The organism is Rhodopseudomonas sp. P1 (genome assembly GCF_039642825.1).
Taxonomy (GTDB): Bacteria; Pseudomonadota; Alphaproteobacteria; order Rhizobiales; family Xanthobacteraceae; genus Rhodopseudomonas; species Rhodopseudomonas palustris_H.
Map to the genome: position 1 here is coordinate 1 of NZ_CP088006.1, position 22,107 is coordinate 22,107.

A 22,107-nucleotide genomic window follows, 5' to 3' on the forward strand; every position below is an offset into this window, starting at 1 on the left:
ATGTCGAACATGGAACAGGATCGCTGGTCACGCGTGAAGGGCCGTTTGCGCTCGAGCGTCGGCGAGGACGTTTATTCGAGCTGGTTCGCGCGGATGGACCTCGAAAGCGTCCAGGACGAGAGCGTGCACCTGTCGGTGCCGACCCGGTTCCTGAAGAGCTGGATTCAGACGCACTACTCCGACAAGGTGCTGTCGTGCTGGCAGGCCGAACTGCCGGAGGTCAATCGCGTCGATCTCACCGTACGTTCGCCGGTGCGCTGTGCAGCGCCCGCCAAGGAAGCGCCGGCGCCGGTGGAGAGCCGCCGCGATGAGCAGCGTCCGTCGGCTGAACGCAGCAACGGCGCAACGCCGGTCTCGGCCAATCACGATGCGCTCGGCGGCTCGCCGCTCGATCCGCGCCTGACCTTTGCGAGCTTCGTGGTCGGCCGCTCCAATACGCTGGCGCACGCCGCCGCCAAGCAGGTGGCCGAAGGTCGCCGCGGCGACCCCGTGATGTTCAATCCGCTCTACATTCACTCCGGCGTCGGTCTCGGCAAAACCCATCTGCTGCAGGCCGTGACCTGGGCCGGCAATGCCGGCACCGAACGCAAGGTGCTGTATCTCACCGCCGAGAAGTTCATGTACGGCTTCGTCGCGGCGCTGAAGACGCAGACCTCGCTCGCCTTCAAGGAAGCGCTGCGCGGCATCGACGTGCTGGTGATCGACGATCTTCAGTTCCTGCAGGGCAAGACCACTCAGGCCGAGTTCTGCCACACGCTGAACGCGCTGATCGATGCCGGCCGCCAGGTGGTGGTGGCCGCCGACCGGCCGCCGGCCGATCTGGAAAGCCTCGACGAGCGCGTGCGCTCGCGGCTCGCCGGTGGTCTCGTCGTCGAAATGGCCCCGCTCGGCGAAGATCTGCGCCTCGGCATCCTGCGCTCGCGCGTGGTCGCGGCCCGCACCCATCACGTCAGCTTCGACGTGCCGCAGCCGGTGCTCGAATATCTCGCCCGCACCATCACGCATAACGGCCGCGATCTCGAAGGCGCGATCAATCGCCTGCTGGCGCACTCCAAACTGAACAATCAGCCGGTGACGCTGGAGATGGCCGAGCACGAAGTGCGCGACCTGATCCGCCCGTCCGAGCCCAAGCGCATCAAGATCGAAGACATTCAGCGCATCGTCGCGCGGCAGTACAATGTCAGTCGCTCCGATCTGTTGTCGTCGCGCCGGACCGCCAATGTGGTGCGGCCGCGTCAGGTCGCGATGTATCTGGCCAAGACGCTGACGCTGCGCTCGCTGCCGGAGATCGGCCGCCGCTTTGGCGGACGCGACCACACCACGGTGCTGCATGCCGTGCGCAAGATCGAAGGGCTGGTGTCCAAGGACACCACGCTGTCGGACGAGGTCGAATCCCTAAAGCGCCAGCTTCAGGAGTAAGGCGCTCGCGCTCGCTGCAGCCGGCCTTCATTCTCGGGCCGAATCTCGGGGAAATTTGCGCCGGCGGCGGTCGCGTGCTCTTGCGTCGATCGCTCAACCACGCCACCCTGCGGACCCCCCGCGGGGTCCGGGCGACCTCAGCGGGTGCCAATGGCCTTGGCGCCGCAACGGCTGCCGGGCACCTCCATCATATCCGGCAGCTTCATCACACGATGTGGGCGCGGAGCAGGCGGGTTTTGCAATGAAGGTCACGGTCGAACGCGCGCAACTGTTGAAGTCGTTGAGCCACGTGCATCGCGTGGTCGAGCGCCGCAACACCATCCCGATCCTCGGCAACGTGCTGGTGCGCGCCGAAAACGCGCAGCTCGCGCTGAAGGCGACCGACCTCGACCTCGAGGTCACCGAGACGCTGCCGGCCGAAACCGCGACCGCGGGTTCGACGACCGTGCCGGCGCACATGTTTTACGACATCGTCCGCAAGCTGCCGGACGGCTCGCAGATCGTGCTCGAGAGCGACGGCGACCGTTCGGTGCTGGCGATCCGCGCCGGCCGCTCGCGGTTCACGCTTCAGACGCTGCCGGAGAGCGACTTCCCGGATCTTGCCGCCGGCGAGATGAGCCACGCCTTCCGGTTGCCGGCCTCCGACGTCAAGCGGCTGATCGATCGCACTCAGTTCGCGATCTCGACCGAAGAGACCCGCTACTATCTCAACGGTATCTATCTGCACACCGCCGGCAGCCCCAAGGCTTCGAGCCTGCGCGCGGTTGCGACCGACGGCCACCGGCTGGCGCAGCTCGACCTGACGCTGCCGAGCGGCGCCGACGGCATGCCGGGCGTGATCGTGCCGCGCAAGACCGTGGGCGAAGTGCAGCGGCTGATCGAAGACACCGAAGCCGAGATCGGCATCGAACTGTCGACCGGCAAAATCCGCTTCACGCTTGGCAACGTCGTGCTGACCTCCAAGCTGATCGACGGCACCTTCCCGGACTACGGCCGGGTGATCCCGCAGAACAACGACAAGGAACTGCTGGTCGACAAGAAGGACTTCGAAGCCGCGGTCGACCGCGTCTCGACGATCTCTTCCGAACGCGGCCGCGCCGTGAAGCTGGCGCTGTCCGCCGGCAAGCTGGTGCTGTCAGTGACCAATCCGGATTCCGGCAGCGCGACCGAAGAACTCGAAGTCGAATACGCGTCCGATCCGCTCGATATCGGCTTCAACTCGCGCTATCTGCTCGACATCGCCGCGCAGATCGAAGGCGAAGTCGCCGTGCTCAAGCTCGCCGATCCCGGCTCGCCGACCCTGATCCAGGACCGCGATTCCAAGAATGCGCTGTACGTCCTGATGCCGATGCGGGTGTAATACGAGCCGCTTCAATAGCACCATCGTCATCGCACGGTTGGAGCCGAATTTCGTCATTGCCGGGCTTGACCCGGCAATCCATCTTCTTCGTGTGACCCAAGCGTTGCGGCCAGCGAAGACGTCGCAGGATCTCGACGATAATTTTGTCCGCTGGCGCGGACGCTGGATTGCCGGGTGAAACCCGGCAATGACACTCGCATCATGACCGCCGCCCGCATCACACGCCTGACGCTGACGCATTTTCGGAACTATCGCGGGGCGTCGCTGACCACGACGGCCGAGCAGGTGGTGCTGGTCGGGCCGAACGGCGCCGGCAAGACCAACTGTTTGGAGGCGATCTCGTTTCTGTCGCCGGGCCGGGGCTTGCGGCGCGCGACGCTGGAAGACGTCGCCGATCATGAGGGCGACGGCTCGTGGGCGGTGTCGGCCGAGGTCGAAGGCGCGCTCGGGCTGGCGACGCTCGGCACCGGGATCGAGCCGCCACGCGGCGACACCACCACGACGCGGCGCTGCCGGATCGACCGCGAGCCGGTCGGGTCGGCGGCCGCGTTCGGCGATCATCTGCGGATGGTGTGGCTGACCCCGTCGATGGACGGGCTGTTCATGGGCGCGGCCTCGGAACGCCGGCGATTCTTCGACCGCCTGGTGCTTGCGATCGACAGTGGTCACTCGGCCCGGGTTTCGGCGCTCGATCGCAGCCTGCGGTCGCGCAACCGGCTTCTCGAAGACATCCGCAACGCCGACTCGCACTGGCTCGACGCCATCGAGCGCGAAACCGCGGAGCTTGCGATCGCGGTGGCAGCCCAGCGCGGCCAGACCGCGCTCAAACTCGCCGCGATGCTCGACGCTCGCGGCGCCACCTCGGCATTTCCGTCCGCCAAGATCATGCTCGACGGCTGGATGGAGAACGCGCTGACGTCCGAGCCGGCGACCGCGGTGGAAGACCGCTACCGCGCCATCCTGCGCGACAGCCGTGGCCGCGACGCCGCCGCCGGCCGCACGCTCGACGGCCCGCACCTTACCGATCTCGAAGTGATCTACGCGCCCAAGACGATGCCGGCGCGCGACGCCTCCACCGGCGAGCAGAAAGCGCTGCTGATCGGCCTGGTGCTGGCGCACGCGCAGCTCGTCGCCGAAACCACTTCGATCACGCCGCTGCTGCTGCTCGATGAAGTGGTGGCGCACCTCGACCCCGGTCGCCGCGCAGCGCTGTTCACCGAACTCGGCAAGCTCGGCGCACAGGTTTGGATGACTGGCGCCGATCCTTTGGCGTTTGCCGAGATCGGTCCGGCAGCAGGCATTTTCGACGTCGACAACGGGCGAATCAGGCCGCGCGGATGAGGCGCTGAGACGCGCAAAATCGGCAGCTTGGCCGCGGTTTGCAGCGGCCGTCGAATCGGCCTTCGCGAGGCTTGCGAACGCGGCTAAAATCTCTATCTCTTCAACGGGTTGAACGGCGCGACTTTGCGCTGGTGACGACCCACCTTTCATGGCACAAAAGAGCGCTTCGCAACGAATGGCGCACGCCGATTCGATCGCAATCCTGAAGGTCCCTGCATGACTGAACCTGCCCGGCAGCCCTCTGCCGAATCCGTGCATCCCGCGCCGGCCGAATATGGCGCGGAATCGATCCGGGTGCTGAAGGGCCTCGATGCCGTTCGCAAGCGGCCGGGCATGTATATCGGCGACACCGACGACGGCTCCGGTCTGCACCACATGGTGTACGAAGTCGTCGACAACGCGATCGACGAAGCCCTCGCCGGCCATGCCAGCCGCGTCGAGGTGATCCTCAACGCCGACGGCTCGGTGACGGTGCGCGACGACGGCCGCGGCATCCCGGTCGACATTCACAAGGGCGAAGGCGTGTCGGCAGCCGAGGTCATCATGACCCAACTGCACGCCGGCGGAAAATTCGACCAGAACTCCTACAAGGTGTCGGGCGGTCTGCACGGCGTCGGCGTCTCGGTCGTCAACGCGCTGTCGAGCAAGCTGATGCTGCGGGTGTGGCGCAACGACAAGGAGCACTACATCGAATTCGCCCACGGCGACGCGGTGGCACCTTTGAAAGTCGTCGGTGACGCCAATGGCAAGCGCGGCACCGAAGTGACGTTCTACGCCTCGGCCGAAACGTTCACGCACATCGAATATAACTTTGCCACGCTGGAGCACCGGCTGCGCGAACTCGCGTTCCTCAATTCCGGCGTCTACATCGTGCTGTCCGACATGCGCCACGCGGTCGAGAAGCGCGAAGAGATGCGCTACGAGGGCGGCGTCACCGAATTCGTCAAATATCTCGATCGCAACAAGAAGCCGATCGTGCCGACCCCGGTGGTGATCGGCGCCGAACTGAACGGCATCGCGGTCGAAGCCGCGCTGTGGTGGAACGACACGTATCATGAGAACGTGCTGTGCTTCACCAACAACATCCCACAGCGCGACGGCGGCACCCATCTGGCCGGCTTCCGCGCCGCGCTGACGCGGCAGATCACCGGCTATGCCGAAGCCGGCTCCAAGAAAGAGAAAGTCGCGCTGACCGGCGACGACTGCCGCGAAGGCCTCACCGCCGTGCTGTCGGTGAAGGTGCCCGACCCGAAGTTCTCGTCGCAGACCAAGGACAAGCTGGTGTCCTCGGAAGTGCGTCCGGTGGTCGAAAACGTCATCAACGAAGCGCTCGCGGCCTGGCTGGAAGAACATCCGTCCGAAGCCAAGATCGTGATCGGCAAGGTGGTCGAAGCCGCCGCGGCGCGCGAAGCGGCCCGCAAGGCGCGGGAACTGACCCGGCGCAAGGGCGCGCTCGACATCGCCTCGCTGCCCGGCAAGCTCGCCGACTGCCAGGAGCGCGATCCGGCCAAATCCGAACTGTTCATCGTCGAGGGTGACTCGGCAGGCGGCTCCGCCAAGCAGGGCCGCAACCGCGAATTCCAGGCCGTGCTGCCGCTGCGCGGCAAGATCCTCAACGTCGAGCGCGCGCGCTTCGACAAGATGCTGAGTTCCGAGCAGATCGGCACGCTGATCACCGCGCTCGGCACCGGCATCGGCCGCGAAGACTTCGACCTGTCGAAGCTCCGCTACCACAAGATTATCCTGATGACCGACGCCGACGTCGACGGCGCGCACATCCGCACGCTGCTACTGACGTTCTTTTTCCGGCAGATGCCGGCGCTGATCGAGGGCGGCTATCTCTACATCGCGCAGCCGCCGCTCTACAAAGTGACGCGCGGCAAGTCCGAGCAGTATCTCAAGGACGAACGCGCGCTCGAAGACTATCTGATCGCCACCGGCCTCGACGATTGCGTGTTCAAGCTGGCGACCGGCGAAGAGCGCGGCCGCCGCGACCTGTTGAAGCTGGTCGAGGATGCGCGCGTGATCCGCAGCACGCTGCACAATCTGCACAGCCGCTATAACCGCAGCGTGGTGGAGCAGGCGGCGATCGCCGGCGTGCTCAGCCCGCGGATCACCACCGATATCGCCACCGCCAATGAAGCTGCCGCCTATATCGCGCGGCGGCTCGATGCGCTGGCCGACGAGGTCGAACGCGGCTGGGTCGGCCGCTTCATCGAAGGCGAAGGCTTTGCGTTCGAACGCACGGTGCGCGGCGTCAAGGAAGTCGCGACCATCGACGATGCGCTGCTCGGCTCGGCCGATGCGCGCAAGCTCGACGAATACGCCGCCATCCTGCAGGAAGTGTATCCGCGGCCCGGCCTGCTGCGTCGCAAGGACGCCGAAACCGCGATCCACGGTCCGGTCAGCCTGTTCGAGGCGGTGACCGACGCCGGCCGCAAGGGCGTGACGCTGCAGCGCTACAAAGGCCTCGGCGAGATGAACCCGGAACAGCTGTGGGAGACCACGCTCGATACCAACGCCCGCTCGCTACTGCAGGTGAAGGTGCGCGAAGTCGACGAAGCCGACGACATCTTCACCAAGCTGATGGGCGACGTCGTCGAGCCGCGCCGCGAGTTCATCCAGGAGAACTCGCTGCACGCAACCGTGGACGTGTAACTTAAGTCGTCGATCGCAGCGATCTCCGAGACACTGCGCCTTTGCCCTAATACCCGACACGCGCCCTACGAAATCCAGCGCGTCCGTCTCCACGCGTCATGCCCGGCCTTGTGCCGGGCATCCACGCCTTACCGACGTGCATGCGCGAAAGGCATAGATGGCCGGGACAAGCCCGGCCATCACGGCATTCGTGGCGAACTAAGTGACCTACAAAGATGCTGTGAGTCGAGTGCGCTTACTGAGCTAAGCTTTGGGGAGCCCGGCAACGCCGAGTCCCACGCCTAAGCCGCCTCCCCCGTCTTCAGCACGCCTCTGCGGATCTGGTCTTCTTCGATCGACTCGAACAGCGCCTTGAAGTTGCCTTCGCCGAAGCCGTCGTCGCCCTTGCGCTGGATGAATTCGAAGAAGATCGGGCCGATCGCATTGGCCGAGAAGATCTGCAGCAGCACCTTGGTCTGACCGCCGTCCACAACGCCTTCGCCGTCGATCAGGATGCCGTTCCGCTGCAGCCGGGCAACATCCTCACCATGCTTTGGCAGCCGTGCATCGACGCGCTCGAAATACGTCTCGGGCGGCGACGGCATGAACGGCAGGCCGGCGGCGCGCAGGCCTTCGACGGTGCTGTAGATGTCGCGGCAGCCGCAGGCGATGTGCTGAATACCCTCGCCGCGATACAGGTTGAGATATTCTTCGATCTGGCCGGAGTCGCCGGCATCCTCGTTGATCGGAATCCGGATCTTGCCGTCCGGACTGGTCAGCGCGCGAGAGAACAGGCCGGACGCGCGGCCCTCGATGTCGAAGAAGCGGATCTGCCGGAAGTTGAACAGCCTGGCGTAGAACTCCGTCCATACGTCCATGCGGCCGCGATGGACGTTGTGGGTCAGGTGATCGATGTAATAGAGGCCGGCCCCTATGGGCCGGGCATCACGGGCGCCGACCCAGTCGAACTCGGCGTCATAAGCCGAGCCCTTGGCGCCGTAGCGATCGACGAAATACAGCAGACTTCCGCCGATACCTTTGATGGCCGGGACGTCCAGCGTGGCCTGCGCGGCCGTGACGCCGGCCGGTTCAGCGCCGAGTGCGATCGCCCGCTCATAGGCCTGCTTGGCATCGACCACCCGGAACGCCATCGACGGTGCGCAAGGGCCGTGCGCGGTGACGAAGTCGGTGCCGTGAGTGCCGGGCTGCTCATTGACCAGATAGTTGACGTCGCCCTGGCGATAGACCGAGATCGCCTTAGTGCGATGCTTCGCAACCAGGCTGAAACCCATCAGCTTGAACAGGCGATGAAGCTGCGCCGGATCCGGATGGGCGAATTCGACGAATTCGAAGCCATCCGTGCCCATCGGATTGTCGGCGCTGATCGTGGCCGGCTGCGCATCGTGCGGAAATGGTCCCATCGGCGGCTCCTCCAGATTGGTTCTTTGGGTCGCTAGTATCGTCGGGACCGCCCGCAAGAGGCGTGCAAATGCGAGCCGGTCGCGCTAGCCTGTGCACGATTCGTGCATCAAACCGGGCTTTCGCGCATGATAGCTGTCGATGCGTTCGACCTGAAGATCCTCAGCGCGCTGCAGGACGATGGCCGCCTCACCAACCAGGAGCTAGCCGACCGGGTGCAGCTGTCGCCGTCGCAATGCTCGCGGCGGCGGATGCGGCTGGAGCAGGACAACATCATCACCGGCTATCGGGCAGAACTGTCCGGCGACGCGCTCGGCTTCGGCGTGGTCGCCTTCATCCAGATCACGCTGGCGACGCATTCGCCGGGCAATGCCGAGAAGTTCCGATCGTTGGTCGGGCGGATCGATGAAGTGCAGGAAGCCTATTCGCTCACCGGCGATGCGGACTACGTGCTCAAGGCCGTGCTCCGCGACCTGAAAGGCCTCTCCGACCTCGTCAACAACGTGCTGATGCCGCACCAGAGCGTCGCGCATGTGCGCTCGTCAATTGTGCTCGATCGCCTCAAGGAAAGCGCACGGCTTCCGCTGAAACGGCTCACGGACGGCTGACTCTTTTGGACAACAGCGATCGGATGCGGGCTCGACCGTGGTCGATCAGCTCCTCGGAATCGAGATCTGGCACACCACGCCGGCGGGAGGAAACTCCAGCTTGGCGCCGCCATTGCCGAGGCTGCGCGAGATCAGCGTCTGACCGAAGCCAGAGCTTTGCGGCGGCGTGACCGGCGGGCCGTCGTGCTCCTGCCATTCGATCGTGAGCGCCTCGTCGGTGGCGCCGACCCGGCGCACCGAGATCCGCCCCGACGGCACCGACAAGGCACCGTATTTCACCGCGTTGGTGGTGAGTTCGTGAAACACCAGACCGAGCGAGACAGCGGTCTTGGCGTCGACGGCAATGTCGAGACCGTCGGTGACGATACGGCCGCTGGACAGCGAGGCGAACGGCGCCAGCTCGGCGGCGAGCACATCGCGGATCTGCAGGTTCTGCCACGAGGCATTCGACAGCAGCGTGTGGGTGGCAGCCAGCGCCTGGATCCGGCCGGTGAAGGATTTCTGGAAATCCTCGATGGTGCGCTCGTGCGCGGCGGTGCGGGCGCAGATCGCCATCACCATGGTCAGCGTGTTCTTCACCCGATGGTCGAGCTCGCCCATCAGCAGCGCCTGGTGTCGCTCGGCGGCCTTGCGCTGCGACAGGTCGACCAGCGTCACGACGCAGCCTTGAGTGCGCTCGCCCGACACCACCAGCGGCGCCGCACTGATCATCACGTCGGTGATCGCGGCCGAGGGGATGCGCACCGCCGCCTCCAGGCCCTGCACCGGCAAGCCCGCGGTCGCCATCACGACGATGTCGTCGCTGCTCATCAATTCGGAAGCTTCGGGAAAGCTCAGCGCGATCGCCTCGGCAAAGGTCTTGCCGACCGGCGCCTCGGCGCAGATCCGCATCGCGGCGCCGTTGAGATGGGTGACGCGGCCGGCGCGGTCGCAGACGATCACCGCCTCATTGGCCGAGGCCAGGATCGCGCGCGCCAGCCGCTCGGACTCGCGGGCGGCGGCGGCCTGCTCGCGCTCGCTGATGTCGGTGAAGGTGATCGCCGCGCCGCGGACCACGCCGAACTCCAGCGGCGTGCCGGTGAGCAGCATGCTGCGTTCGGCACTGCCGACCCGCAGGTGGATTTCGGCGGATTGCCGCTCGCGCTGGGCTTGCGCCAACAGGCGACGGAACGCCGCCTGGTTCACCTGATCGAGCAGTCCGATCAGCGCCGATGCGGTCAGCGAGCCATGGGCGCAGTCGAGCAGCGCACACAGCGCCTGATTGGCGTAGAGCAGCTGGCCGTCCTGATCGAACGCCGCGGCCCCGACGTCCATCGCTTCCATGAAGGTGCGATACGACTGGCCGCCGCCTTCGAGCGTGAACACCTGCTCTTCATCGGCGCCGCGGACCACGACCGCATCGATTTCACCGTCGCGGATCGCCCGCAGCGTCTCCTCGGCCTCTTCAAGCCGGGCTTCCAGTTCCGCCCTGCTCAGCGCCGAGACCGCCGACATCACGAGGACGACTCCTCCACCGCCAGGTGCACCAGGACTTTCGGCGTGTCGGACAAGTCTCCGATGATCTTGCGGATCGGCACCGGCAACTCCTTCACCAGCGTCGGGATCGCCACGATGCCGTGCTCGCGGGCGAGCTGCGGCTGCTTCTTCAAGTCGATGACCTCGACCTTGTACTTGCCGGCCAGATGCTCGGCACAGATCTTCTCGAGGTTGCGGATCGCCGCGAGGGATTTCGGCGTCTCGCCGGCGACGTACAGCACCAGTTTGATCGGATCGGCCATCGTCGTCCCCTATTCGGTGTCGTCGGGCGAGCCGATCAGGCCCCGGCTCCGCGCCATCTCGCTGACATCGCGCTCGCTTTGCGCCCGGAAGCTGACTTCATCTTGCGTGAGCCGCTGCAGCTCGGCCTCGTCGACCGCCAGATCGGCCTTCAGCGCCTCGATCTGCGCGAGCGCACGCCGGCGGCGCTGCTCGATCTGATCCTGCACCCGCGCCACCTCGACGCGGCGCTCGCGTTCGGCGCGGCGCGCCTTGGCTTCTTCGGCCCGGCGTGCCGATCCGGTCAGCGCGCCGCCTTCGCCGAGATAGGGCGGCAACAGATGGATGCCGTCGTTCGACATCACGAACTCGCGCACCTGGTTGGAGTGCGCGATGCCGCGTGCCTTGAGCAGATAGAGCTCGCGATTGAATTCGCCGTGCGCTTCGCGATTGAGCAGCAGAATCCAGGCGTCCATCAGTGACGACAACCCGGCATCGGTTTCGGTCTGAGCGCCGTGCGCAAGATGCGTGAAGGCGCCGGTGATGCCGTTGGATTTCAAATAGTCGACGATCCGCAGCAGCATGGACTGCACTTCGCCGATCTGCCCACTTTCCGTGAACGCCGAGATCGGATCGAGCACCACGAGGTCGGGCTTGAAACGCGCGACTTCGCGCAGCATCACCGCCAGATGCATTTCCAGGCTGTAGAACGTCGGCCGCGCCCCGATGTAGCGAAGCTGGCCGCTGCTCAGCCAGCGGCCGAGATCGGTGCCGACCGACTTCATGTTGCGGACGGTCTGCGCCTCGGATTCCTCGAACGACAGATACAACGCCTTCTCGCCGCGCCGGCAGGCGGCGTCGACCATCATGCTGGCCAGCGAACTCTTGCCCGAACCGGCGACGCCGGTGATCAGCACGCTGGTGCCGCGATAGAACCCGCCGCCGGACAGCATCGCGTCGAGGTCGGGAACGCCGCTCGAGATCCGCTCCTCGTGCACCTTATGTGACAGCCCGAGCGACGACACCGGCAGAACGCTGAAGCCTTCTTCATCGATCAGGAACGGATATTCGTTGGTGCCGTGCGCAGTGCCGCGGTATTTAACGATGCGCAGCCGGCGGGTCGAAATCTGATTGTCGACGCGGTGATCGAGCAGGATGACGCAGTCGGAGACGTACTCCTCCAGCCCCTGCCGGGTCAGCGTGCCATCGCCGCGCTCGCCGGTGATGACCGCGGTCAGCCCCTTCTGCTTCAGCCAGTCGAACAGCCGCCGGATTTCGGCGCGCAGCACGGCGGGATTCTGAAACGCCGAGAACAGGCTCTCGATGGTGTCGAGCACGATCCGCTTGGCGCCGATCTGGTCGACCGCGAACTCCAGCCGCAAGAACAGCGCTTCGAGATCGTAGTCACCGACTTCGGCAACCTCGGTCGGATCGATCGCGATGTGCTCGATCAGCACCCGCTCCTGCTCGATCAGTCCCTGCAGATCGAAGCCCAGCGAGGCGACGTTATCGACGATGTCGACCGGACGCTCTTCGAAGGTGACGAATACGCCGGGCTCGTCATAGAAGCGCGCGCCGTTGATCAGGAAGGTGGATGCAAACAGCGTCTTGCCGCAGCCGGCCGAGCCGCACACCAGACTGGGTCGCCCTGAGGGCAAGCCGCCAAGGGTGAGATCGTCGAACCCTTCGATCCCCGTCAGAGATTTGGATATGCCGTCCGCCATCGTACCCCAGGCCGTTTTGCGATTTGTAGGAGAACAGGAACTCGCTGCCTAGTGGAAGCCCTGCGAAAATCCTGGTGTCCGGCGCGGGAACGAAACGGGGCTTTCTGCGTTGCGGCGGCTGACCTTGCCTGACTGTCAAACTAACTTGACGGTGTCGTGGCTGGTGCGCGGCGTTGGTGTCTCGAAACAGATCACGATCAGGATCGATCAGCCCGGCACCGAGATCACCCCATCACAGCCGAGCTCACGATAGGCTTCGGAGCCCGGCTTGAGCTGGAAGGGGGCTGAGGCACCTCGGCTGTCGCCCGAAGTGCCTCAGATTGGATCCCCGCTCGTCGATATCCAAATTTACGCGGCTCTATTAGCAACAGCCGCCTCAACGACCCAGGCGGTTAGGATACCGGCATCGGCGGCACCGGCAGTGCCGTCACCGATTTGATCTTCTCCATCGCAAAGCGTGACGTGACGTTCTTCAGCGGCACGGTGCCGATCAGCTTCTTGTAGAACTGATCGTAGGCGCGCATGTCGGCGACGACCACGCGCAGCATGTAGTCGACGTCGCCGGCCATCCGGTAGAACTCGATCACCTCGGGCATCGCGCTGATGGCGTCGGCGAAGGTCTTCAGCCAGGCGTCGGAATGGTCGCCGCTCTCGATCGAGACGAACACCGACAGGCCTAGGCCGATCTTGTCCTGATCGACCAGGGCGACCCGCTTGATGATCACCCCGTCGGCCTCGAGCCGCTGGATACGCTTCCAGCACGGGGTCGACGACAGCCCGACCCGATCGCCGATCTCGGCCACGGACAGCGAGGCATCCTGCTGCAGCACGGTCAGAATTTTGCGGTCAATCGCATCGAGCCGACGGCTGGATTCGGCGACGACGCTGTCGATGTCGGTCATGACGGGAGAACTTTCTTCCAAATTCGATGGTATGACGCATCTTATATGGAAAGAAATTTCTCGCAAGCACTAGGTTCCGGCCCAGGAAGCCAGCTGTGACCTGAGCCTCCTTGATCGAAACGCCAGCAAGTTGAGGTGGTTAAGCAACCCTCAGCTTGGGTCCGCGGCCGCTGGGTGAGGTTTCGAGATGACGGACCGCCGCTTTTTGCGCGTCGCCGGGCGAGCGGAAGCCCTGCCCTTCGAGCCCGGAGAAGTCGTCGCTAGCGGCGTGGAAACGGAAACTGCGACCGTCGCGAACCACGATACCGGCGGCGCGCGAATTCACTTCGATTATGAAGGCATGGGACATGGCGGCACTTCGTTGGTCGTCGACTCGCTCGGGGGAGCGGGTACGCCGGCCTGATAGCCGCGCTCTGTTTCACCCAGATGAAGCGCGCTTAAAGCTTTGATCTTACGTCGATCTGCTGAGCGGGAGGGAACCGGCCGGTCAGCAGCAGGACATCGGCGGAAATGCCGGCTGCAGCTTGCGCAGCGCGCGGTAGAACCGGGCAAACCAGCGGCGCGGCCAGGGCTGCGCCTGGAGCCAGCGCTCCTGAGCGTCCTCGTCCGGCTCGATCGGCGCTTCGGTGGCGGCAGGTACGGGCGCCGGATCGATCACCGGTGGGGCAGCGGGCTTGGCCGGAGCGTCGAACGCGACCGCGATCCGCGGCCGGTCGTCATAAGTGAGCATCGCCATATCAGCCTCGCTTTTCTGCCGGCGCAGTCGCCGGCGGTGGCAAGGGCGGATCGTCGTCGGCGATCGCTCGCCAGGCGGCTCCGTCGAGATCTTCGTACTGGCCGCTCTTCAGCGACCACAGAAACGCAATCAGTCCGAGCAGGCCGAGCCCGAGCGCCAGCGGGACCAGGATCACCATTACTTCCATGCCGCGGCTCCCCGGCGAACGCGGCGGGCCCGCATCGCATTCAGCATCACCAGCAGCGACGATCCCGACATCGCCAGCGCCGCGATCAGCGGTGTGGCATAGCCTGCGATCGCGATCGGCACCGCCAGCACATTGTAGCCGATGGCCAGACCGAGGTTCTCCCGCATCACCGCCATCGCCTTGCGCGAATAATCGACCGCGGCCAGCACCGGCGCAAGCTCCTTGCCGAGGAACACCAGATCGGCGGTGGCCTGGCTGAGATGGGTGGCGCTGATCGGCGACATCGAGACGTGCGCAGCGGCCAGCGACGGTGCGTCGTTCATGCCGTCGCCGACCATCATCACGGTGCGGCCCTGCTTTTTCAGCGCCTCGATATGGGCGATCTTCTCGGCCGGCTTCACCCCGGCACGCCAGGCGGACACGCCGAGCGCATCGGCTGCATGGCGCACCGCCGGTTCTCGGTCGCCCGACAGCAGCTCCACCGCGATGCCGCGATTCATCAGTGCGTCGATCGTCTTGGCGGCATCGGGACGCAGCAACTGGCGCACCGCAAATACCACCCGCTGTTCGCCGCGGCTGAACGCCACCACGGAGACTTCGGGGTCCTCGCTGAGGATCTGATTGGCTTCGGCATCGGCGCCGCAGAACGCCGGACTGCCGAGCCTCAATTCTTCGCCGTCAAAGATGGTGCGGACGCCGCGTCCGGGCTCTTCGACCACGTTCGGCAACGGCGACTTGGCATGCGCGGCCCGCGCCACCGCAGCGGCGACCGGATGATGGCTGGCCAGCGCTAGCCGGCCGGCAAGCTCGAACACCTCGGGCGGGATGCCAGCGGCGTTGACGACATCCAGCTCGGGCAGCGTCAGCGTGCCGGTCTTGTCGAACACGATGGTGTCGACCGATGCGGCGCGCTCGATCGCGTCGCCGGCGTTGAGCAGCACGCCGGCCCGGAACATCGCGCCGGATGCGACGGTCTGCACCGCCGGAATAGCGAGGCCGAGCGCGCAGGGGCAGGTGATGATCAGCACCGCGATGCCGATTACGATGGAATCGTGCCAGCCCGCACCGGCCAGCACCCAGCCGATGATCGTCAGCAGCGCGGTGGCGTGCACCACCGGCGCATAGAGCTGCGAGGCGCGGTCCGCGAGCCGGACATAACGCGAGCGGGCCTGCAGCGCGTGGTCGAGCAGCCGGGTGATCTCGGACAGCAGCGTGCCCTCTGCGGCCGCAGCGACGCGAACGCGGAGCGTACCGGAGATGTTCAACGTGCCGGCATAAACCTGGGTGCCGCGCTCAGCCGGCACATGCAGCGTCTCGCCGGTGATCAGGCTCTGGTCGATCTCGGAACGGCCTTCGATCACCGTGCCGTCGACAGCGCAGCGCTCGCCGGGCCGCAGCAGCACGATGTCACCGGCGCGGACGGCGGCGATCGGCACTTCGCTGATCTCATCGGGGCCGACGAATTTGGTGGCGGTCTCGGCCTTCAGGGCGGCGAGATTGCCGGCAACCGCGCGGGTCTTCTGCCGCATCTTCTGGTCGAGGAAGCGTCCCGCCAGCAGGAACGCAATCAGCATCACGGCGGCATCGAAGTAAGCGTGCTCGGCGTGATTGATGGTCTCGACCAGCGACATGCCGAGCGCCAGCGTGATGCCGATCGTGATCGGCACGTCCATGTTGACGCTTTTGGCCTTCAGCGCGCGGAATGCCGACTGGAAGAACGGCTGCCCCGCATAGGCGGCGCAGGGCAGCGCCACCAGCGCCGACAGCCAATGGAAGAAGTCGCGTGCCTCAGGACTGAGATCGCCGCCGTACCACACCGGCACCGACAGCATCATCACGTTCATGGTGGCGAACACGGCAACGCCGAGGCAGCGCAGCAGGAACTTGGTGCGCTCGGCCTCTTCGACTTCGGCCCGCACCGGCTCGTAGGGGTAAGCCTTGTAGCCGAGCTCGGCGAGGCGATCGATGAACTGGCCGGGCTCCAGCGTGCTGCCCTTATTCCACTCCACCGCAAGACGGCGATCGGTGAGATTGACGCGGGCCAGCGTCACGTCCGGGATCGACTGCAGGCCGCGCTCGATCTTGGCCATGCAGCTGGCACAGTGAACGCCCTCTACCGCGAGGTCGAGATGCGCGATCCGGCCGTCGACGTCTTTGACGTAGTGAGAGAAATCCCGCGTCTGCAGCATTCGGCGATCCTCGTCACGCCTGCCGGATCGGCGCTTAGTTCAACAGCAGCTTGTTCTTGGAGAGGAACATGCGAACGCCGCCCTGATCCCCTTCCAGAACCAGATCCCAACGGCCCGGCAGCACGCCATTGGCGTCGCCGCGGTACACGCCGCTGCCGACCTCCGCGAGCGCAACCTCGCGGTCGTAGCGCTTGTCGGACGGCCGCTCCAGCCGGCCGAAGAAGTTCAGACCGGCCAGCGGCAGGCCGGCCTTGTCACGGGCCTCGACCTGCAGCACGGCGGCGCCATCGGGCTTGCGCTCGACCTTGGCTTCGACCTTCCAGCCGCGCTGATCCTGATCACGCGCGGCTGCGATCTCACGCTCGTAAGCGAGGCTGGCGGCATAGGCGCTGTCGACCTCGGTGCCCGGCAGCGTCTTGATCGCCAGCGTCATCATCAGTCCGTTGACGCCGAACACGATGCCGAAGAACGCCACCAGGACGGCGAGAACGACTTTGCCGGTGAGAGGACGCGGCGATGATTGCGAACGGCTCATCATAAGGCTCCGGTTCGGATCAGGGCGTGACAAAGACGTCCTTGGTGGAAGCGACCTCGCCCAGCCCGATATCGGTGACATGGAAGGTCACCGGCACCGACTGCGGCACGTCATCGTTTGCGTTGGAGTCGACCAGCACCCGCAGTTCGGTGGTGGTGTCGCGGCCGAGGATGATCATCGGCCGGGCCGGCGTGATCGAGTCCGCACCGACGATGTGGATCATCGCATTCGGCGGACCTTCGACGTCGACCGCCACCACGCGGTCGAAGCCGCGCTTGTTGAGGAAGCGGATGGTGTAGCCGTTGCGGACCGAGCCGTCGGACAGCCGCACCGCGACCGGGTTGCGGTCGTGCAGGACGTTGACGTCGAGCAGGCTGCGGTTCGCCAGCTTGTACACCATCGCACCACCGATCGCGACGATGATCAGCGAGTAGATCACGGTACGGGCGCGGACCGGCTTGAAGACCTCCGGCTTGCCCTCCATCCGGCGATGGATGTTGATGTCGTTGTCATAGCCGATCAGCCGGGTCGGGCGGCCGATCTTCTTCATCACGTTGTCGCAGGCGTCGATGCACAGGCCGCACTGGATACAGTCGAGCTGCGGTCCGTTGCGGATGTCGATGCCGGTCGGGCACACGGCGACGCACTGGTTGCAGTCGACGCAATCGCCGACCGGCTCGCCGATCGCGCGGAGCTGCGCCGCCTTTTTGAGCGACGAACGCTTCTCGCCGCGGTCGTACTTATAGGTGACGTTGAGCGCCCACTCGTCGGTCAGCGCCGCCTGAATGCGCGGCCACGGACACATATAGACGCAGACCTGCTCCCGCATGAAGCCGGCCAGCGTGTAGGTGGTGAAAGTGAGGATGCCGATCCAGATATACGCCACCATCGGCGCGTCGAAGGTGACCAGCTCCTTGATCAGGGTCGGAGCGTCGGCGAAGTACAGAACCCAGGCGCCGCCGGTCCACCACGCGATCATCAGCCAGATCGAGTGCTTGAGCGCGAGTTCCGCGGCGCGCTGCATCTTGAAGCCTTCGCCGGCCTTGCGCATCCGCTCGCGGCGATCGCCCTCGACGAACCGCTCGACCGCGTAGAACAGATCGGTCCAAACCGTCTGCGGGCAGAGATAGCCGCACCACACCCGGCCGCCGAGCGCGTTCATCAGGAACAGTACGATAGCGGCGACGATCAACAGGCCGGTGAAGTAATAGATTTCCTGCGGCCACAGCTCGATGGCGAAGAAGTAGAACCGGTTATTGGCGAGGTCGATCAGCACCGCCTGATCGGGGGCGCCGAGACCGCGGTTCCATCGCACGAAGGGCAAAAAGTAATAGATCCCGAGGCAGACCGCCATCAGGATCCATTTGGTTCGCCGGAACGGGCCGGATACGCTTTGGGGGAAGATTTTCTTTTGGGCCGTGTACAGCGGTCCGTCGTCGTCCGGCTGCAGGTCCGTCGCGCGCAGGGGCTTGTTCATATCGAGGGTTCTTTTCCACTTCTTCTATCGTCGAGCGCAAGCTCAATTCCGGGCGCGCAGATCACAACCTCGCGTGTCCCCCAACACACAAGGTTCTGCGCGCCCGCGAGCGTCGGCTATTTGCCGCCGCCGAGCGAGTGGACGTACACCGCCATCGCCTTGATGGTGGTGGGATCGAGGCGACCGATCCACGCCGGCATCACGCCGCCGCGGCCGTTGGTGATCGTCTCGATGATGGTGGCTTCGTCACCACCGTACAGCCAGATCTTATCCGTCAGGTTGGGCGCACCAAGTTCGGGATTGCCCTTGGCGTCTTCACCGTGACACGCGACGCAGTTCTCCGCGAAGATCTGCTTGCCGGCCGCAAGATCGACGCCCGGACGGGTCGACTGGCCCGACAGCGAACGAACGAAGTTGGCGACCTGAACGATCTGGTCCTTGGTCAGCGTGCCGTCCTTGCCGAACGCCAGCATGTTGCCCATGTGGCCTTCGTCGTTACCGGAGCGCGCGCCGTACTTGATGGTCTTTTCGATCTGCTCGAGGGAACCGCCCCACAGCCAATCGTCGTCGTTGAGGTTCGGGAAGCCCTTGCCGCCGGCAGCGCCCGAGCCGTGGCACGGGGCGCAGTTGTCGCCGAACACCACCTTGCCCTTGGCGCGGGCCAGAGCGAGCAATGCCGGGTTCTTCTCGATTTCTTCGAGCGAGGCGGTCGCCAGCGCCTGCATCTTCTCGCCGCGAACCTGGTTGAGCTTGGCGAGATCGACGTCGAGTTCGGCACGCGAGGAGTAACCGAACAGGCCGCGGGTGTAGCCGTTCATCAGCGGCCACGCCGGATAGACGATGAAGTAGCCGATCGACCAGATGATGGTGGCGTAGAAGGTCCAGATCCACCACCGCGGCAGTGGCGTGTTCAGTTCCTGGATGCCGTCCCATTCATGGCCGGTCGTGGCCGTGCCGGTGACTTTGTCGATTTCGCCGTGATGTGCATGGTCAGCCATGGTCGTCTCAGTCCTCTCGAAGCGGCATCTGGGCGGCCTCGTCGAACGCCTCTTTGTTTTTCGGCCAGAGCGCATACACCACGATGGCGACGAAGATGGCCATGAACAGCGGCGTCCACCATGTCGTGACGAGACTGGACGCGATGTTGTCGAAGTAGATGATCGCTTTCATGTCGCCGCCTCAGCGAAGGTTCGCTTTTTCGTCGTACAGTTTGAAGTCGACCAGGGTACCGAGCATCTGCAGGTACGAGACCAGCGCGTCGAGCTCGGTCGGGTCACCCGGTTGGCCGTCGAAGTTGCGCACCACCGCCTTGGGGTAGCGCTTCTGCAGATCGGCCGCGTCGGCGCCTTCCGGATCGACCTGCGCCTTGGCGTCGGCCGCCGCCTTGGCGATGTCCTCGTCGCTGTAAGGCACGCCGAGGGTGCGGTTGGTCTTGAGGTGATCCGACAGGCTGGCGAGATCGACCTTGCTGTTGGCGAGGAACGCGTAGTTCGGCATCACCGACTGCGGCACGATCGAACGCGGATTCTTCAGATGCGCGACGTGCCAATCGTCGGAGTACTTGCCGCCGACCCGGGCGAGATCCGGACCGGTACGCTTGGAACCCCACTGGAACGGATGGTCGTACATCGACTCCGCGGCCAGCGAGTAATGGCCGTAACGCTCGGTCTCGTCACGCAGCGGACGGATCATCTGCGAGTGGCACAGATAGCAGCCCTCGCGGATGTAGATGTTGCGGCCTGCCAGTTCGAGCGGGGTGTAAGGACGCACCCCGTCGACCTTTTCGATGGTGCTCTTGAGGTAGAACAGCGGAGTGATTTCGACGAGACCACCAATCGCGATCACGAGCAGGATGCCGACGATCAGGACGACCGAGTTGGTCTCGAAGATCTTGTGCCGAGCCCAGATTGACATTGTTTGCTCTCCTTACTCGGCAGGCTGCAGGGCGACGCGAGGCTGGGCCTCGGACCGTTCGCCGACGCGGACGGTCATCCAGAGGTTGTAGGCCATGATCAGCGCGCCGATCAGGAACAGGCCGCCGCCGGCGGCGCGGATGGCATAGAAGGGGTGCATCGCTTCGACCGACTCGATGAACGAGTATTCGAGGAAGCCGAGCGAGGTGTAAGCACGCCACATCAGACCTTGCAGGATGCCCGACACCCACATCGCCGAGATGTAGAGGACGATGCCGAGGGTCGCGATCCAGAAGTGCCAGTTCACCAGGCGGATGCTGTAAAGCTGCTTGCGGCCCCAGACCCACGGCACCAGGCAGTACAGCGCACCGAAGGAGACGAAGCCGACCCAGCCGAGCGCGCCGGAGTGGACGTGACCGACGGTCCAGTCGGTGTAGTGGCTGAGCGAGTTGACCGCCTTAATCGCCATCATCGGACCTTCGAAGGTCGACATGCCGTAGAAGGCGACCGACACCACCATCATGCGCAGCACGGGGTCGGTGCGGAGCTTGTCCCAGGCGCCCGACAGCGTCATCAGGCCGTTGATCATGCCGCCCCATGAGGGCATCCACAGCATGATCGAGAAGGTCATGCCGAGGGTCTGCGTCCAGTCGGGCAGCGCGGTGTAGTGCAGGTGGTGCGGACCGGCCCAGATGTACAGGAAGATCAGCGCCCAGAAGTGGATGATCGACAGCCGGTAGGAATAGACCGGCCGCTCAGCCCGCTTCGGGATGAAGTAGTACATGATGGCAAGGAAGCCGGCGGTGAGGAAGAAGCCGACCGCGTTGTGGCCGTACCACCACTGGAACATCGCGTCCTGCACGCCCGACCAGGCGATGTAGGACTTTGAGCCGAGGAAGCTGACCGGCAGAGTCGGGTTGTTGCCGAGATGCAGCACCGCGATGGTGATGATGAAGGCGAGATAGAACCAGTTCGCCACGTAGATGTGGGGTTCCTTGCGCTTCATCAGGGTGGCCAGGAACACCAGCAAATAGGTGACCCAGACGATGGTCAGCCACAGGTCGGCGTACCATTCCGGCTCGGCGTATTCCTTCGACTGGGTGACGCCCAGAAGATAGCCCGTGCCCGCGATGACGATGAAGAAGTTGTAGCCGATCGCCACGAACCACGGCGCGAGGTCACCGGCGAGCCGGGCCCGGGTAGTCTTCTGCACCACGTAGAACGAGGTCGCCAGCAGCACGTTGCCGCCGAACGCGAAGATCACCGCCGAAGTGTGCAGCGGACGAAGCCGGCCGAAATTGACCCACTGGGCGATGTTCAGGCCCGGATAGGCGAGTTCCAGGGCGATGTAGAGGCCAGCCGAGAAACCGGCGATGCCCCAAAACATTGCCATAAAGGAGAGGAACTTTATCGGCCCGAGATTGTAATTCGGAGCGCCGTTGATTTCCTGCGGCGGCAGGCCCGAACGGCTGCGATGCCGAACGATGATCGCGAACACCGCCCAGGCGCTGAACGCGGCCGCGAGCGCGGCATGAAATGCGAAGGGAGCATCCTTGGCGTAGATCGCCGCGTAGATGGACAGGATCGTGGTCAATGCGAACACGACCGTGAGACCACCCTCGCCAAGGGTGATCCGCTTCGAATTCAGGGCTTGATTCATCTGATCAATCTTTTCTTCGGCGGGCAGGTGACTGCACCATCCCCGGTTTCGGGACCGCACGTTTGATTGAAATCAAAATGCCCAAATTTGCGCCACGACGACGCGCGTTTTGTGCGGTGCGATCGACACTTGCTGCTTTTCGATGAAATGCCTCGAAATTGCAAGAACCATCGCGACTTGCGTGGGCTGCCCTCGGCTGCGTACGAGGACGGACGAACACCCCAAATGGAACGTTCGACCAAAGA

Annotated in this window: 20 protein-coding genes; 5 read left to right on the top strand and 15 right to left on the bottom strand. The window is 64.7% G+C overall.

Features of this window, described 5'->3' with window-relative positions; all coding sequences use genetic code 11:
• The 4 genes from dnaA to gyrB all read left to right on the top strand — a co-directional run bounded on the left by dnaA (position 1) and on the right by gyrB (position 6,778).
• Positions 1-1,419 (top strand): chromosomal replication initiator protein DnaA, encoded by a 1,419-nt coding sequence (gene dnaA / locus LRC39_RS00005; RefSeq protein WP_107342279.1) that lies wholly within the window; start codon positions 1-3, stop codon positions 1,417-1,419.
• 241 nt (positions 1,420-1,660) lie between these two features.
• A complete protein-coding gene (dnaN, locus tag LRC39_RS00010) occupies positions 1,661-2,779 on the top strand; it encodes a DNA polymerase III subunit beta (protein ID WP_107342280.1) in 1,119 nt (372 codons plus the stop codon).
• A 201-nt stretch (positions 2,780-2,980) separates the two neighbouring features.
• A complete protein-coding gene (gene recF, locus LRC39_RS00015) occupies positions 2,981-4,120 on the top strand; it encodes a DNA replication/repair protein RecF (RefSeq protein WP_346295948.1) in 1,140 nt (379 codons plus the stop codon).
• Positions 4,121-4,336: 216 nt separating this feature from the next.
• Complete coding sequence (gyrB, locus tag LRC39_RS00020) at positions 4,337-6,778, top strand: DNA topoisomerase (ATP-hydrolyzing) subunit B (protein WP_264053742.1); 2,442 nt, start codon at positions 4,337-4,339, stop codon at positions 6,776-6,778.
• A gap of 281 nt (positions 6,779-7,059) precedes the next feature.
• On the opposite strand, the gene hppD is transcribed toward gyrB, so the two are convergent.
• Positions 7,060-8,178, bottom strand: coding sequence for a 4-hydroxyphenylpyruvate dioxygenase (gene hppD / locus LRC39_RS00025; RefSeq protein ID WP_346295949.1), 1,119 nt, complete (start codon positions 8,176-8,178; stop codon positions 7,060-7,062).
• A 126-nt stretch (positions 8,179-8,304) separates the two neighbouring features.
• On the opposite strand from hppD, the gene LRC39_RS00030 reads away from it, so the two are divergent.
• Positions 8,305-8,784 carry an Lrp/AsnC family transcriptional regulator gene (locus LRC39_RS00030; protein ID WP_346295950.1) on the top strand — a complete coding sequence of 160 codons (480 nt, stop codon included), beginning with the start codon at positions 8,305-8,307 and terminating at the stop codon, positions 8,782-8,784.
• A 45-nt stretch (positions 8,785-8,829) separates the two neighbouring features.
• On the opposite strand, the gene LRC39_RS00035 is transcribed toward LRC39_RS00030, so the two are convergent.
• From LRC39_RS00035 to ccoN, 14 genes are all read right to left on the bottom strand, one after another.
• Positions 8,830-10,278, bottom strand: coding sequence for a PAS domain-containing sensor histidine kinase (locus LRC39_RS00035; protein WP_205523480.1), 1,449 nt, complete (start codon positions 10,276-10,278; stop codon positions 8,830-8,832).
• Positions 10,278-10,562, bottom strand: coding sequence for a circadian clock KaiB family protein (locus LRC39_RS00040; protein WP_107353663.1), 285 nt, complete (start codon positions 10,560-10,562; stop codon positions 10,278-10,280). The genes LRC39_RS00035 and LRC39_RS00040 overlap by 1 nt, the downstream gene beginning before the upstream one ends.
• A 9-nt stretch (positions 10,563-10,571) precedes the next feature.
• Positions 10,572-12,263: a circadian clock protein KaiC gene (gene kaiC, locus LRC39_RS00045; protein WP_346295951.1), complete on the bottom strand. Its 1,692-nt coding sequence runs from the start codon at positions 12,261-12,263 to the stop codon at positions 10,572-10,574.
• 392 nt (positions 12,264-12,655) lie between these two features.
• Positions 12,656-13,165, bottom strand: a complete 510-nt coding sequence (locus LRC39_RS00050) for an Lrp/AsnC family transcriptional regulator (protein WP_346295952.1) — start codon at positions 13,163-13,165, stop codon at positions 12,656-12,658.
• Between the two features lie 139 nt (positions 13,166-13,304).
• Positions 13,305-13,514 carry a hypothetical protein gene (locus LRC39_RS00055; RefSeq protein ID WP_346295953.1) on the bottom strand — a complete coding sequence of 70 codons (210 nt, stop codon included), beginning with the start codon at positions 13,512-13,514 and terminating at the stop codon, positions 13,305-13,307.
• 138 nt (positions 13,515-13,652) lie between these two features.
• Positions 13,653-13,901 (bottom strand): hypothetical protein, encoded by a 249-nt coding sequence (locus LRC39_RS00060; RefSeq protein ID WP_346295954.1) that lies wholly within the window; start codon positions 13,899-13,901, stop codon positions 13,653-13,655.
• A gap of 1 nt (position 13,902) precedes the next feature.
• Positions 13,903-14,088 carry a cbb3-type cytochrome oxidase assembly protein CcoS gene (ccoS, locus tag LRC39_RS00065; protein ID WP_107342292.1) on the bottom strand — a complete coding sequence of 62 codons (186 nt, stop codon included), beginning with the start codon at positions 14,086-14,088 and terminating at the stop codon, positions 13,903-13,905.
• Complete coding sequence (locus tag LRC39_RS00070; RefSeq protein WP_346295955.1) at positions 14,079-16,277, bottom strand: heavy metal translocating P-type ATPase; 2,199 nt, start codon at positions 16,275-16,277, stop codon at positions 14,079-14,081. Before LRC39_RS00070 ends, ccoS begins: the two co-directional genes overlap by 10 nt.
• Positions 16,278-16,311: 34 nt before the next feature.
• Positions 16,312-16,812: a FixH family protein gene (locus tag LRC39_RS00075; protein WP_107346359.1), complete on the bottom strand. Its 501-nt coding sequence runs from the start codon at positions 16,810-16,812 to the stop codon at positions 16,312-16,314.
• A 19-nt stretch (positions 16,813-16,831) separates the two neighbouring features.
• Positions 16,832-18,289, bottom strand: a complete 1,458-nt coding sequence (ccoG, locus tag LRC39_RS00080; RefSeq protein ID WP_107353669.1) for a cytochrome c oxidase accessory protein CcoG — start codon at positions 18,287-18,289, stop codon at positions 16,832-16,834.
• A 116-nt stretch (positions 18,290-18,405) separates the two neighbouring features.
• The gene (ccoP, locus tag LRC39_RS00085; RefSeq protein WP_011155587.1) at positions 18,406-19,287 is read right to left on the bottom strand and encodes a cytochrome-c oxidase, cbb3-type subunit III; all 882 of its coding nucleotides are present in this window, start codon (positions 19,285-19,287) and stop codon (positions 18,406-18,408) included.
• 7 nt (positions 19,288-19,294) lie between these two features.
• Positions 19,295-19,459, bottom strand: a complete 165-nt coding sequence (locus LRC39_RS00090) for a cbb3-type cytochrome oxidase subunit 3 (protein ID WP_011155588.1) — start codon at positions 19,457-19,459, stop codon at positions 19,295-19,297.
• Between the two features lie 9 nt (positions 19,460-19,468).
• Complete coding sequence (gene ccoO / locus LRC39_RS00095) at positions 19,469-20,203, bottom strand: cytochrome-c oxidase, cbb3-type subunit II (RefSeq protein WP_164572950.1); 735 nt, start codon at positions 20,201-20,203, stop codon at positions 19,469-19,471.
• 12 nt (positions 20,204-20,215) lie between these two features.
• Positions 20,216-21,862 (bottom strand): cytochrome-c oxidase, cbb3-type subunit I, encoded by a 1,647-nt coding sequence (gene ccoN / locus LRC39_RS00100; RefSeq protein WP_107342297.1) that lies wholly within the window; start codon positions 21,860-21,862, stop codon positions 20,216-20,218.
• Between the last annotated feature and the right edge of the window lie 245 nt (positions 21,863-22,107).

Coding starts and splice junctions, on each gene's coding strand:
- dnaA (WP_107342279.1), top strand. CDS start 1: ATGTCGAACATGGAACAGGATCGCTGGTCACGCGTGAAGGGCCGTTTG.
- dnaN (WP_107342280.1), top strand. CDS start 1,661: ATGAAGGTCACGGTCGAACGCGCGCAACTGTTGAAGTCGTTGAGCCAC.
- recF (WP_346295948.1), top strand. CDS start 2,981: ATGACCGCCGCCCGCATCACACGCCTGACGCTGACGCATTTTCGGAAC.
- gyrB (WP_264053742.1), top strand. CDS start 4,337: ATGACTGAACCTGCCCGGCAGCCCTCTGCCGAATCCGTGCATCCCGCG.
- hppD (WP_346295949.1), bottom strand. CDS start 8,178: ATGGGACCATTTCCGCACGATGCGCAGCCGGCCACGATCAGCGCCGAC.
- LRC39_RS00030 (WP_346295950.1), top strand. CDS start 8,305: ATGATAGCTGTCGATGCGTTCGACCTGAAGATCCTCAGCGCGCTGCAG.
- LRC39_RS00035 (WP_205523480.1), bottom strand. CDS start 10,278: ATGTCGGCGGTCTCGGCGCTGAGCAGGGCGGAACTGGAAGCCCGGCTT.
- LRC39_RS00040 (WP_107353663.1), bottom strand. CDS start 10,562: ATGGCCGATCCGATCAAACTGGTGCTGTACGTCGCCGGCGAGACGCCG.
- kaiC (WP_346295951.1), bottom strand. CDS start 12,263: ATGGCGGACGGCATATCCAAATCTCTGACGGGGATCGAAGGGTTCGAC.
- LRC39_RS00050 (WP_346295952.1), bottom strand. CDS start 13,165: ATGACCGACATCGACAGCGTCGTCGCCGAATCCAGCCGTCGGCTCGAT.
- LRC39_RS00055 (WP_346295953.1), bottom strand. CDS start 13,514: ATGTCCCATGCCTTCATAATCGAAGTGAATTCGCGCGCCGCCGGTATC.
- LRC39_RS00060 (WP_346295954.1), bottom strand. CDS start 13,901: ATGGCGATGCTCACTTATGACGACCGGCCGCGGATCGCGGTCGCGTTC.
- ccoS (WP_107342292.1), bottom strand. CDS start 14,088: ATGGAAGTAATGGTGATCCTGGTCCCGCTGGCGCTCGGGCTCGGCCTG.
- LRC39_RS00070 (WP_346295955.1), bottom strand. CDS start 16,277: ATGCTGCAGACGCGGGATTTCTCTCACTACGTCAAAGACGTCGACGGC.
- LRC39_RS00075 (WP_107346359.1), bottom strand. CDS start 16,812: ATGAGCCGTTCGCAATCATCGCCGCGTCCTCTCACCGGCAAAGTCGTT.
- ccoG (WP_107353669.1), bottom strand. CDS start 18,289: ATGAACAAGCCCCTGCGCGCGACGGACCTGCAGCCGGACGACGACGGA.
- ccoP (WP_011155587.1), bottom strand. CDS start 19,287: ATGGCTGACCATGCACATCACGGCGAAATCGACAAAGTCACCGGCACG.
- LRC39_RS00090 (WP_011155588.1), bottom strand. CDS start 19,459: ATGAAAGCGATCATCTACTTCGACAACATCGCGTCCAGTCTCGTCACG.
- ccoO (WP_164572950.1), bottom strand. CDS start 20,203: ATGTCAATCTGGGCTCGGCACAAGATCTTCGAGACCAACTCGGTCGTC.
- ccoN (WP_107342297.1), bottom strand. CDS start 21,862: ATGAATCAAGCCCTGAATTCGAAGCGGATCACCCTTGGCGAGGGTGGT.